The organism is Streptomyces sp. NPDC048270 (assembly GCF_040652335.1).
In the GTDB taxonomy this organism is placed as follows: domain Bacteria; phylum Actinomycetota; class Actinomycetes; order Streptomycetales; family Streptomycetaceae; genus Streptomyces.
The window spans coordinates 1-11,917 of record NZ_JBEZLV010000077.1 but is presented as its reverse complement, the minus strand read 5'-3'; the positions used below and the strand labels follow the sequence as shown (position 1 = coordinate 11,917).

10 protein-coding genes and 1 pseudogene are annotated in these 11,917 nt (G+C 72.3%); 8 read left to right on the top strand and 3 right to left on the bottom strand.

Annotation, left to right across the window (positions count from 1 at the left end):
- The 5 genes and pseudogenes from manB to AB0D66_RS33210 form a co-directional block, all read left to right on the top strand.
- A pseudogene (gene manB, locus AB0D66_RS33230) lies at positions 1–141 on the top strand (phosphomannomutase/phosphoglucomutase); the annotation flags it as partial.
- Between the two features lie 194 nt (positions 142–335).
- Positions 336–521 carry a Trm112 family protein gene (locus tag AB0D66_RS33225; protein WP_037797711.1) on the top strand — a complete coding sequence of 62 codons (186 nt, stop codon included), beginning with the start codon at positions 336–338 and terminating at the stop codon, positions 519–521.
- 32 nt (positions 522–553) lie between these two features.
- Complete coding sequence (locus AB0D66_RS33220) at positions 554–1,687, top strand: SIS domain-containing protein (RefSeq protein ID WP_362310907.1); 1,134 nt, start codon at positions 554–556, stop codon at positions 1,685–1,687.
- 39 nt (positions 1,688–1,726) lie between these two features.
- Positions 1,727–2,884, top strand: coding sequence for a mannose-6-phosphate isomerase, class I (gene manA / locus AB0D66_RS33215; RefSeq protein WP_362310906.1), 1,158 nt, complete (start codon positions 1,727–1,729; stop codon positions 2,882–2,884).
- 72 nt (positions 2,885–2,956) lie between these two features.
- Complete coding sequence (locus AB0D66_RS33210) at positions 2,957–3,892, top strand: cation diffusion facilitator family transporter (protein ID WP_362310905.1); 936 nt, start codon at positions 2,957–2,959, stop codon at positions 3,890–3,892.
- Positions 3,893–3,954: 62 nt separating this feature from the next.
- Here AB0D66_RS33210 and lepB read toward each other — a convergent pair whose 3' ends face one another.
- Together lepB and AB0D66_RS33200 are read right to left on the bottom strand one after the other, a co-directional pair.
- Positions 3,955–4,647 (bottom strand): signal peptidase I, encoded by a 693-nt coding sequence (lepB, locus tag AB0D66_RS33205; RefSeq protein WP_362310904.1) that lies wholly within the window; start codon positions 4,645–4,647, stop codon positions 3,955–3,957.
- Positions 4,648–4,763: 116 nt separating this feature from the next.
- Complete coding sequence (locus tag AB0D66_RS33200) at positions 4,764–6,896, bottom strand: fructose-specific PTS transporter subunit EIIC (protein ID WP_362310903.1); 2,133 nt, start codon at positions 6,894–6,896, stop codon at positions 4,764–4,766.
- Between the two features lie 365 nt (positions 6,897–7,261).
- On the opposite strand from AB0D66_RS33200, the gene ahcY reads away from it, so the two are divergent.
- Together ahcY and AB0D66_RS33190 are read left to right on the top strand one after the other, a co-directional pair.
- Complete coding sequence (ahcY, locus tag AB0D66_RS33195; RefSeq protein WP_362310902.1) at positions 7,262–8,698, top strand: adenosylhomocysteinase; 1,437 nt, start codon at positions 7,262–7,264, stop codon at positions 8,696–8,698.
- Between the two features lie 88 nt (positions 8,699–8,786).
- Positions 8,787–9,404, top strand: coding sequence for a hypothetical protein (locus AB0D66_RS33190; protein WP_362310901.1), 618 nt, complete (start codon positions 8,787–8,789; stop codon positions 9,402–9,404).
- Positions 9,405–9,408: 4 nt separating this feature from the next.
- On the opposite strand, the gene AB0D66_RS33185 is transcribed toward AB0D66_RS33190, so the two are convergent.
- On the bottom strand, positions 9,409–10,356 hold the full coding sequence (locus AB0D66_RS33185) for an RDD family protein (RefSeq protein WP_362310900.1): 948 nt from the start codon (positions 10,354–10,356) through the stop codon (positions 9,409–9,411).
- Between the two features lie 111 nt (positions 10,357–10,467).
- Between AB0D66_RS33185 and AB0D66_RS33180 the strand changes: the two genes are divergently transcribed.
- Positions 10,468–11,475: a stage II sporulation protein M gene (locus tag AB0D66_RS33180; RefSeq protein WP_362310899.1), complete on the top strand. Its 1,008-nt coding sequence runs from the start codon at positions 10,468–10,470 to the stop codon at positions 11,473–11,475.
- Positions 11,476–11,917: the final 442 nt, after the last annotated feature.

The following is an 11,917-nucleotide window of genomic DNA, read 5'->3' as shown; positions in this document are numbered from 1 at the left end:
CTGACCGCCACGGGCGCCGACTGGTGGTTCAACGTGCGCGCCTCGAACACCGAGCCGCTGCTGCGCCTGAACGTGGAGGCCCGCGACGAGGCGACCCTGGCGAAGGTCCGCGACGAGGTCCTGGCCCTGATCCGCGCCTGAGGCTCGGCCCTTGCCGGCGGGGCTGGGTGTGCGCATCCAGCCCCGCCGGCGTTCGAGGCGCGGGGTCCGGGGCGGAGCCCCGGCAGCGGCGCCGCACCCGACCCCCCGGCCAGGCCGCACCGCAGGTGACTCGGCGGTACGCTGACCTCGCCCGCACCGCAGAACCATCCGCATTCCCGAAGGGACCCCGCCCCATGCCGCTCGAAGCCGGTCTTCTGGAGATCCTCGCCTGCCCCGCCTGCCACTCGCCCCTCGAGGACAAGTCGGCCGACGAGACGGCTCCCGAGCTGATCTGCACCGGCCAGGACTGCGGCCTCGCCTACCCGGTCCGTGACGGAATCCCGGTCCTCCTCGTGGACGAGGCCCGCCGCCCCGCCTGACCCCACACGCGCCGACACCGCCGGAGGCCGCCATGCTCGACGAGTCGCTCCTCGACGCACCGGACGATCTCGCCCGCGCCGACCGGCGGGGCCTGCTCCGGGGCGCCGCCGAAGCCGGCGCCAGAGTCCGCACCGCGGCCCGCCACGCGGCCGAAGCGGGCCTCGGCGACCTGCGCCCCGACGGCCGCCCCCGCGCCGTCATGATCGCCGGTGCCGGCACCGCCGCCACCGGCGTCGCCGACCTGCTCGGCGCCCTCGCCGGAGCCTCCGCGCCCGTCATCCGCCTGGACCCCACCGGCGTCGCGCACGCCTCCGGCGCCCTGCGCTGGTCCCTGCCCGGCTGGGCCGGCTCCGTCGACCTGCTGCTCATCGCCACCACCGACGGCACCGAGCCCGGCCTCGCCGTCCTCGCCGAGCAGGCCTACCGGCGCGGCTGCAACGTCGTCGCCGTCGCCCCCGAGCGCTCGCCGCTGAGCGAGGCCGTGGACGGCGCGCACGGCCTCCTCGTACCGATGGCCAAGGCCCCGTACCAGGAGTACGACGAGTCCGCCGCCGCCGGACCCGGCGCCCTGTGGGCCCTGCTGACGCCACTGCTGGTGCTCCTCGACAGGGTCGGCATGATCAGCGCCGCCCCGGCGACCCTCCAGCTCGTCGCCGACCGGCTCGACCGCACCGCCGAGCGCTGCGGACCCGCCATCGCCACCTACTCCAACCCGGCCAAGACCCTGGCCTCCGAGCTCGCCGACTCCCTCCCGCTCATCTGGAGCGAGGGCGCCGGCGCCGGACCCGCGGGCCGCCGCTTCGCCGCGACCCTCGCCGAGCTCGCCGGCCGGCCCGCACTGGCCGCGGCGCTCCCCGAGGCGCTCCCCGCCCACGGCGTGCTCCTCGCCGGGTCCTTCGCCGCCGGGGCCGATCCCGAAGACTTCTTCCGTGACCGGGTCGAAGAGCCCCAGGCTCTGCGCGCCCGCATCGTCCTGCTGCGTGACCGGCCGGCCGGCGGGCTCTCCGCCGCCCCCGCCGCACGCGAGCTCGCCCTCAGCCACGACACGGCCATCAGCGAGCTCGAACCGGAGGAGGGGGCGGAGCTGGAGCAGCTCGCCGAACTCCTCGCCGTCACGGATTTCGCCACCGCCTACCTGGCGTTGGCTTCCGGGGGACACAGCTGAGGTACACGTCCGTACCCGGCTCTATCCAGGAAGACGACGATGGACCGCCTGACGAACACGATCCGCCCCTACGCCTGGGGATCGACCACCGCCATCCCCCACCTGCTCGGCGCCGAACCCACCGGTGAGCCCCAGGCCGAGATGTGGATGGGCGCCCACCCGGGCGCACCGTCCCGCATCGACCGCGGAGCCGGTGAACAGGCCCTCTCGGACGTCATCGCCGCCGACCCCGAGGGCGAACTGGGCGCCGCCACCGTCGCCCGGTTCGGCCCCCGGCTGCCCTTCCTCCTCAAGGTCCTCGCCGCCGGCGCCCCCCTCTCCCTCCAGGTCCACCCCGACCTCGCCCAGGCGAAGGCGGGCTTCGAGGACGAGGAGCGGCGCGGCATCCCGATCGACGCGGGCCACCGCAACTACAAGGACCCCCACCACAAGCCCGAAATGCTCTGCGCGCTCACCCCCTTCGAGGGGCTGTGCGGCTTCCGGCCCCCGCTGCACTCCGCCGAACTGCTCGAAGGCCTCGGCGTCGGTTCCCTCAAGCCGTACGCCGACCTGCTGCGCGCCCACCCCGAGGACGCCGCGCTGCGCGAGGTGCTCACCGCCGTACTGACCGCCGACCGCGAGGAGATGGCCCGCACCGTCGCCGAGGCCGCGGCCGCCGCCGAGCGCCTGGGCGGCCCGTACGCCCCGTACGCCCATCTCGTCCACGACTACCCCGGCGACCCGGGCGTCATCGCGGCCATGCTGCTCAACCACTTCCGACTCCAGCCCGGCGAGGCGGTGTTCCTCGGCGCGGGCGTCCCGCACGCCTACATCGACGGCCTCGGGGTGGAGCTGCTGGCCAACTCCGACAACGTGCTGCGCGCCGGGCTCACCCCCAAACACGTGGACGTGCCGGAGCTGCTGAAGATCGTGAGGTTCGAGTCCGGCGAGCCGAACGTGCTGCGCCCCGAGGGCGACGGCGAGGAGGTCTACGAGGCCCCCATCGACGAGTTCCGGCTCTCCCGCTTCCTGCTCGCGCCCGGCGCGGCCACCCGCGTGCTCCCCGAGGACGCCGTGCAGATCCTGCTCTGCACGGCCGGTTCGCCCCGCGTCGGCGAACTGTCGCTCACCCCTGGCGAGTCGGTGTTCGTACCGGCGGGGGAAAAGGTCGAACTGTCCGGAACGGGCACCGTCTTCCGGGCCACCGTGGCGGTCTGAGGCGGCGTCGGCCGCGGTAGCTGCAACAATGTGCGGCCGGTAGTCAGTGGCTAGGAAGGACACCCTGCACCCATGAGCGCGTCGGGCGGTACCAAGGCGATCGTGGCGGCACTCGCCGCCAACCTCGCCATCGCTGTAGCCAAATTCGTGGCGTTCCTCTTCAGCGGCTCCTCGTCGATGCTCGCGGAAAGCGTCCACTCGCTCGCGGACTCCGGGAACCAGGGTCTGCTGCTCCTCGGCGGGAAGAAGGCCAAGCGCGAGGCGACACCGCAGCATCCCTTCGGGTACGGGCGCGAGCGCTACATCTACGCGTTCCTCGTCTCGATCGTGCTGTTCACCGTCGGTGGCATGTTCGCCATCTACGAGGGCATCGAGAAGATCAACCACCCGCACGCGATCGAGGCCTGGTACTGGCCGGTCGGCGTCCTCGTCTTCGCGATCATCGCCGAGACCTTCTCCTTCCGCACCGCGATCAAGGAGTCGAACGAGATCCGCGGCCGGCAGACCTGGAGCCAGTTCATCAAGCGGGCCAAGGCCCCCGAGCTGCCCGTGGTCCTCCTGGAGGACCTCGGCGCCCTCGTCGGCCTGGTCCTCGCCCTCGGCGGCGTCGGCATCGCCCTGCTGACCGGCAACGGCGTCTGGGACGGCATCGGCACCCTGTGCATCGGCGTCCTGCTCATCATCATCGCGATCGTCCTGGCCGCGGAGACCAAGTCCCTGCTGCTCGGCGAGGCCGCGGGCACCGACGAGGTCGAGAAGATCAACGCGGCGCTCGTCGACGGGGTCGTCGTCACCCGTGTGATCCACATGCGGACCCTGCACCTCGGTCCCGAGGAACTGCTGGTCGCCGCCAAGATCGCCGTCGAGGGCCACGACACCGCGACCCAGGTGGCGGACGCGATCAACGCGGCCGAGGCCCGCATCCGCGAGGCCGTCCCGATCGCCCGGGTGATCTACCTCGAGCCGGACATCTACCGCCCCGAGGGCACCACCTCCCTCACCAAGTAGCCCCGGACCCGCGAAGGCCCCCGCGCGCCGCACGAACGGCACGCGGGGGCCTTCGCCATGTCCTAGGGGGCGGCGCGCTGCCCCGCGTACGCAGGCTGCGCGGCGGCCGGCCGCGCACGGCGGCGCAGCCGCAGGGAGGCGACGCCGGCCACCGCTCCGGCGCACAGCACGGCGGCCCCGGCGAACACCGCCGTCCGCAAGCCCGTGGCCAGCGGATGGCCCGGGTCGACGACCGTGCCCTTGACGGCCGACAGGGGCACGGTCCCGCCCTCCGCCACCTCGAACCGGTAGCGGGAGTCGGCGGAGTTGCCGCGGGTGTCGCCCAGCAGGAACAGCCGGTCCTCCGGCACCGTCACGCTGAACGCGCCGGGCGAGCCCGCCACCGGGTCGCCGTTCAGGACGTACGGCTCCTCCAGCGGCCTGTCGTTCAAGGTCAGCGTCCGGTCCCCGGGCGCATAGGCGATGCGGTCGCCGCCCACCGCGACCACCCGCTCCACGGACAGTCCCCGCTCACCCCAGGCCGAGGCGTCGAAGAGGATCACGTCGCCGCGCTCCACCCCGGGAGCCAGCGAGTTGACCACCATCGACCCGCCCGCGGAGAGGGTCGGCCGCATGTGGTCCGACGTCATGACCCGCGTCGGCGTGAAGACGTACCCGCCCAGACCCCCGGCGCAGCTCACCGCCCCGCCCATCACCAGCAGCACCACCGCTGCCACCCCCAGCCGGCGCCCCGGCGCCCGGCCCTGCGTTCCCACGATCCCGCCCCGGCTCTCCTCGATCCGAACGTGCGGCCGAACTGTACGGGCCGGCCGCACCGGGACCGCCGACGGGGTCCCGCACCAGGTGGGGACCCCGCCGGGCGGAGCCGCGGCTACTGGATCTCGCGCAGCACGTCCAGGATCGCGGGCTCGTCCGGGGCGCTCTGCAGGCGCTCCCGGAACCCGCCGTCCATCAGCTTGCGCGACAGCAGCGCAAGGATGCGCAGGTGCTCGTCGCCGGCCGCGGCCTCCGGCACGGAGATCATGAAGATCAGCCGGGCCTTCGTCCCGTCCAGCGCGCCCCACTCGATGCCCTCGCCGGACCGGGCGAAGCCCACCGTGGGGCGGGACACCGCGTCCGTCTTGGCGTGCGGGATCGCGATCGACTCACCGAGGCCGGTCGTACCCTGCGCCTCCCGCGCGAGGGCGACCCGTACGAGCTCGTCCACGTCCCGGACGTTGCCCGTGGAGGCCAGCATCTCCGCCATCTCGCGGATCGCCGCCTCCTTGGAGCCGGCGGCCAGCTCCGTCTTCACCGTCCGCCCGGTCAGATAGCCGGAGAGCACCTGCGGCTGCCCGGCGGCCGGGCCGGCGCCTGGGCCTGCGCCCGCGGCCGGGGCCGCGGCCTGGGCCCGTACGGCGGCCGCGCCGGCACCCGAAGCCGAGCCGGCACCGGCGGCGGCGGCGACGCCGGCCCCGGCACCCGTGCCCACCCCGGCCAGGACCGGCTCGGGGGCGGGCGCCTGCGGGGCCCGGCCGCCGTCCCTGCGCTGCTTGATCTCGATCAGCGCGTTGGTGGCCAGCGCGGTGACGACCGTGCCCGCCGCGATGGCGACGAAGAACATCGCGACCCCGCTGACCGCACCGAACGCCGCGACGATCGGACCGCCGTGCGGCACCGAGTCCTCCACCCCGGACAGTCCCGCGAGGGCGCCGGCCACCGCACCACCGAGCATGTTCGCGGGGATGACCTGGGCCGGCCGCGCGGCGGCGAACGGGATGGCGCCCTCGGAGATGCCGAAGAAGCCCATGAACAGCGCCGCGATGCCCGTCTCCCGCTCCTGGTCGGAGTAGAGCTTGCGGCGCAGCAGCGTCGCCAGGCCCTGGCCGAGCGGCATGACCGGGATCGCCGCGGCCGCCATGCCCATGACCGCGTTGTTGGTGCCGATGAGGCCCACCGCGACGAGGAAGGCGGTCTTGTTGACCGGGCCGCCCATGTCGAAGGCGATCATCAGGCCGATCAGCGCGCCGAGCACGATCGCACTGGAGCCGGTCATCCCGTTCAGCCAGTTGGTCAGGTGCATGAACACCCAGGAGATGGGCTGGCCGATCACGTAGATGTAGAACAGGCCGAGCGCGACCGTGGAGACGATCGGGATCACGATGATCGGCATGATCGGCTGGACGAACCTGGGGACCTTGACCTTCTTGATCCAGACGACCAGATAGCCCGCCAGGAAGCCGGTCGCGATCGCCCCCAGGAAGCCCGCGTTGGCGTCGGCCCCGTAGATGTTCACGGCGTCGGCGGCGAGGAAGCCGCCGATCATGCCGGGTACGAGGGCCGGCCGGTCGCCGAGCGCGTAGGCGATGTAGCCCGAGAAGATCGGCAGCATCAGCTTGAAGCCGAGGCCGCCCAGGGCGTTGACGTAGAACCAGAACGAGTCCTTGTCGAACTCGATGCCCTCGGGCGTCGTATGCCCGCCGAGCGCGATCGAGATGGCCAGCAGCAGGCCGCCCACGACCACGAACGGGATCATGTGCGAGACGCCGTTCATCAGCGCCTTGTACGCGGCCCCGCGCTCGTGGCCGCCGCCCGCGGCCCCGCTCCCGCCGCTGCCCGCACCCGCGGCCGCCCCGGCCTGCACCGGCGCGCTCCGCACGCGCTCGATCAGCTCCTCCGGCCGGTGGATGCCGTCCGCGACACCGGTGGACAGGACGCGCTTGCCCGCGAAGCGCTCGCGGTCCACCTCCTTGTCGGCGGCGATGATGATGCCGTCCGCTTCTCTGACATCGTTGTCAGAGAGCACGTTCTCGGCCCCGATCGAGCCCTGGGTCTCCACCTTCATGTCGATGCCGAGGCGGTCGGCGGCCTGCTGGAGCTTCTCCGCGGCCATGTAGGTGTGCGCGATCCCGGTGGGACACGCGGTGACGGCGAGCAGCTTCAGGCGCTTGTGCCCTCCCCCCGACTGCGGCTGGGAGGCGCCCCCAGCGCCCCCGCTTGCGGGAGGGCCTGCCGGACTGGTCACTGAAATCTCCTTACGCCGTGGGCGACCTGCGGGACCGCACGATCGAGCAAGTGTTCCGATCCACCGGCATCCTTCCCCAGGTAAGGGATGGATCAAAAGTCCGAAAGGCCCTGAACCGGTCCGCCGGAGGGCCCGAATCCCGGCCACGACTTGTTCCCGTCCAACTGGGGGACGCTGGGCCGATCGGTGTAGATTCGTCATCAGTGTCAGGCGTCGCTGCTGATGGCGGTCGGGCGGTCCACGTGACCGGCCGAGGGGAGAGAGGGCCCCCGACGGACTGTGCTCGGTGCGCCGCTTCCTGCTCACGCACGGCAGGCGCACGGCTCAGCCGTACCCACCCTCTCGAACCATGAGGAGCAGCACCCATGGACTTCAAGGTCGCAGACCTTTCCCTCGCCGCCTTCGGCCGCAAGGAGATCACGCTGGCCGAGCACGAGATGCCGGGCCTGATGTCGATCCGCGCCGAGTACGCGGAGGCCCAGCCGCTGGCCGGCGCCCGCATCACCGGCTCCCTGCACATGACCGTGCAGACCGCCGTGCTCATCGAGACCCTCGTCGCCCTCGGCGCCGACGTCCGCTGGGCCTCCTGCAACATCTTCTCCACCCAGGACCACGCGGCCGCCGCCATCGCGGTCGGCCCGAACGGCACCCCGGAGAACCCGCAGGGCGTCCCCGTCTTCGCCTGGAAGGGCGAGACGCTGGAGGAGTACTGGTGGTGCACGGAGCAGGCGCTGACCTGGCCGAACACCCCCACCGGCGGCCCGAACATGATCCTCGACGACGGTGGTGACGCCACCCTCCTCGTCCACAAGGGCGTCGAGTTCGAGAAGGCCGGCGCGGCCCCGGACCCGTCGACGGCGGACTCCGAGGAGTACGCCCACATCCTCACGCTCCTGAACCGCACCCTCGGCGAGGCCCCGCAGAAGTGGACGCAGCTCGCGTCCGAGATCCGCGGCGTGACGGAGGAGACCACCACCGGTGTCCACCGCCTCTACGAGATGATGGCCGAGGGCAGCCTGCTCTTCCCGGCGATCAACGTGAACGACGCCGTGACGAAGTCGAAGTTCGACAACAAGTACGGCTGCCGCCACTCGCTCATCGACGGCATCAACCGCGCCACGGACGTGCTGATCGGCGGCAAGGTCGCGGTGGTCTGCGGCTACGGCGACGTCGGCAAGGGCTGCGCGGAGTCGCTGCGCGGTCAGGGCGCCCGCGTGATCGTCACGGAGATCGACCCGATCTGCGCGCTGCAGGCGGCGATGGACGGATACCAGGTCGCGACCCTGGACGACGTGGTGGAGACGGCGGACATCTTCATCACCACGACGGGCAACAAGGACATCATCATGGCCTCGGACATGGCCAAGATGAAGCACCAGGCGATCGTGGGCAACATCGGCCACTTCGACAACGAGATCGACATGGCCGGTCTGGCGAAGATCGAGGGCATCGTCAAGGACGAGGTCAAGCCGCAGGTCCACACCTGGAAGTTCCCCGACGGCAAGGTCCTGATCGTGCTGTCCGAGGGGCGTCTGCTGAACCTGGGCAACGCGACCGGCCACCCCTCGTTCGTGATGTCGAACTCCTTCGCGGACCAGACCCTGGCCCAGATCGAGCTGTTCACCAAGCCGTCGGAGTACCCGACCGACGTCTACGTGCTGCCCAAGCACCTCGACGAGAAGGTCGCCCGCCTGCACCTCGACGCGCTCGGCGTCAAGCTCACCACCCTGCGCCCGGAGCAGGCCGAGTACATCGGCGTCAAGGTCGACGGCCCCTACAAGCCCGACCACTACCGCTACTGATCCCACGCGGCAGGAGCGGCAGCACGTCACGCAGGCCCCCGGCTCGGATGCCGGGGGCCTGCCCCGTACCCACCCAAGGACCGACACGATGCCCCGCGGCCGCTACTCCCTGCACGACCCGCACGACCACGCCCCCCTCGGCGAGGAGCACTTCCACTGCGCCCCCGGCCCCTCCGGCTGGCGCTACGTCTCCCAGCTGACCACCCCCGAGGGCGACCACCGGGGCTCCGTCGACCTGGCCATCGACGAACTCGGCCGGCCCATCCGCCTCGAGGTGAACGCGTCGAGCTGGCAGGTGCGCGGGGCCGCCATCGACGGCGTCACCTGGGTCCGCACCGACCCCGCCGGCGCCGAGGCCACCGAGGGCAACGTCCACGCCCCCGGCTTCACCGGCACCTCACCGGCCTTCCTCATCGCGACGGCCCGCCTGCTGCGCCTGACCCCCGGCGCCCCCGCCACCCGCGTCCGGCTCCTCGCCCTCACCGACCCGGTACTGGCCCCCCGTACGGTCGACCAGGCCTGGGCCCTGCTGCGCCGCGAGGAGCACCCCACGGACAGCGGGCCGCTCCTGGTGGACGAGTACCAGGTCAGCGCCCTGGACACCGGCGAGGTCCATACCGTCCACATCGCGGGCGACGTGGTCCTGTCCGCTCCGGGCATCGAACTCGAACACCTGGAGACCCCGCCCTCGGCCTTCGAGGAGTGACCGCTCAGGCAGGCGGCGCGAACCCACCGGCGCGCGGCGCCTCCACGGGCGCGACCGGCGCGGCCCCGACCGGCGGCACCGGCCCGGCCCCGTACGGGGCCGGGGGAGCGTACGCAGCCGGGGGAGCGTACGTCGGCAGGGGCGCGGCCCCGGCCACCGGCCCCTGGGCGTAGCCCGCGGCTGCGCCGCCCGGCGCCGCACCGGCCGGGCGGAAGGCCCGGGCCGCGTCCCGCGACTGCCGCTCGTGCACCACGGCCATCAGGAACGCGGCGGCCGGCACCCCCGCCGGCGCGGGCGCCCCGGTCCGCGCGACCAGATCGTCAGCGAGCCGCGCCGCCATCTCCGCGCCGACCCGCGGGTCCAGCTGGTTCATCCGCGTCAGGTACTGCCGTACCGCCAGCCACAGCCCGTCCGGCACCGCCGACAGGTCCAGCCCGCTGAAACGCCCGGCCAGCCACGGCGGCGGCGGAGGCACCGGCATCACCCGCGCCCCCGGAACCCGCTCCCGGACGACGAGAGTCCCCGCGAACACGTCCCCGAGGCGCCGCCCGCGCGCCGACACCAGCGAGGCGATGCAGGCCACGGCGCCGAAGGTCATCAGCAGTTCCACGACCCCCAGAGCCCCGCGCACCAGCGCGTGGCGGAACCGGATCGGCCCGCCGTCATCGCGCACCACCCGCAGCCCGCAGGCGAGCTTGCCCAGCGACCGGCCGTGGGTGAGCGTCTCCACCGCGATCGGCACACCGACCAGCAGCAGCACGAAGGAGGCCACCGTCACGGCCGCCCGCGCGGCCGCGTCGAGCGAGGAGGTCGCGAAAGCCAGGCCGACGGACAGGATCACGTACCCGGCGACGTACACGACCAGGTCGAGGACGATCGCCAGCGCCCGGCTCGGCAGCCTCGCCGGCCTCAACCCCAGGACGACCGCGTCCCCCGTCACCAGATCGCTCACCACAGCACCTTTCGCATGACCTGCCCCGCCCCTGAGGCATCCAGTCTGCCAAGCTGACCACACGAGGAATAGCCAGCAGCAGGGGCACTGGGGCAGGGGAGCGGCAACCGGATGGATCTCGACGTCTTCGTGACGGCACACCGCGCGGAATGGGACCGCCTCGAGCAGCTCCTGGGCCGCGGCCGAAAGCTGACCGGCGCCGAGGCCGACGAGCTCGTCGCCCTCTACCAGCGCACGTCCACCCATCTGTCCCTCGTCCAGTCCAGCGCCCCCGACCCCATGCTCACGGGCCGCCTGACCCAGCTCGTCGCCCGCGCCCGCGCCACCGTGACCGGCACCCGCCGGGCCGGCTGGCGCGACGCCGTTCTGTTCTTCACGGTGGGCTTCCCGGCCGCGGTCTACCGCAGCCGCCGCTGGTGGATACCGACCGCGCTGCTCTCCACGGCGCTCGGCGTGCTCATCGGCTGGTGGATAGCCACGCACCCGGAGGTCCAGGGCGCCATCGCGGCCCCGGAGCACCTCAAGGAGCTCACGAAGCCCGGCGGCGAGTACGAGACGTACTACTCCAGCCACCCCGCCGGCTCCTTCGCCGCCCAGGTCTGGACGAACAACGCCCAGGCGGCGGCGATCTGCCTCGTACTCGGCGCCTTCCTCGGCATCCCGGTGCTCTGGATCCTCTTCCTGAACATGGCCAACCTGGGCGTCGGCCTGGGACTGATGGCCTCCGCCGGCCGCCTGGACGTCTTCCTCGGCCTGATCCTCCCGCACGGCCTGCTCGAGCTGACGGCGGTGTTCGTCGCCGCGGGCACCGGTCTGCGCCTGGGCTGGACGGTCATCGACCCGGGCCCGCGCACCCGCCGTACGGCCCTCGCGGAACAGGGCCGCGCGGCGCTCGGCATGGCCATCGGCCTCGCGGCGGTCCTGTTCGTGTCGGGCCTGATCGAAGGCTTCGTCACCCCGTCCGGCCTGCCCACCTGGGCCCGCATCACCATCGGCGTCGTGGCCGAGGCCGCCTTCCTGCTCTACGTCTACGTCCTGGGCGGCAGGGCCGCGCGCGCCGGGGAGGCGGGCGACGTGGAGGCCGCCGACCGCACGGCGACGCTCCCCACGGCCGCCTGACGGCCGCCTGATGTGCGGACGACCCCGCTGAGCTGCTAGTCTCCTCGTCGTCCCGGAAGCCCTGTTGACACTTGGCGAACGGGGAGGTAGATTCGAACGGTTGCCTCGGACTGGACAAGTTCGGCAGCGACGGTTTACAATCTTTCTCGCCCCTGCAAGGAATGCAATTCCAGCGGGGCTCATCGACTCCTCATTCAGGAATCCGAAGCCGGTAAATCCGGTGGAAATCTTCTGATAGAGTCGGAATCGCCGGAAAGGGAAAGCGCGAAAGCGCAGAACCTGGAAAGCACCGAGGAAGTCGGGCCCGAAAGAGTCTGATAGAGTCGGAAACGCAAGAACAGCAAGAAACAGAACGAAAGCCCGGAGGAAAGCCCGAGAGGGTGAGTACAAAGGAAGCGTCCGTTCCTTGAGAACTCAACAGCGTGCCAAAAATCAACGCCAG

What these genes read in the sequence shown, in the direction of transcription:
- AB0D66_RS33225 (WP_037797711.1), top strand. Translation starts at nt 336, where the DNA reads ATGCCGCTCGAAGCCGGTCTTCTGGAGATCCTCGCCTGCCCCGCCTGC.
- AB0D66_RS33220 (WP_362310907.1), top strand. Translation starts at nt 554, where the DNA reads ATGCTCGACGAGTCGCTCCTCGACGCACCGGACGATCTCGCCCGCGCC.
- manA (WP_362310906.1), top strand. Translation starts at nt 1,727, where the DNA reads ATGGACCGCCTGACGAACACGATCCGCCCCTACGCCTGGGGATCGACC.
- AB0D66_RS33210 (WP_362310905.1), top strand. Translation starts at nt 2,957, where the DNA reads ATGAGCGCGTCGGGCGGTACCAAGGCGATCGTGGCGGCACTCGCCGCC.
- ahcY (WP_362310902.1), top strand. Translation starts at nt 7,262, where the DNA reads ATGGACTTCAAGGTCGCAGACCTTTCCCTCGCCGCCTTCGGCCGCAAG.
- AB0D66_RS33190 (WP_362310901.1), top strand. Translation starts at nt 8,787, where the DNA reads ATGCCCCGCGGCCGCTACTCCCTGCACGACCCGCACGACCACGCCCCC.
- AB0D66_RS33180 (WP_362310899.1), top strand. Translation starts at nt 10,468, where the DNA reads ATGGATCTCGACGTCTTCGTGACGGCACACCGCGCGGAATGGGACCGC.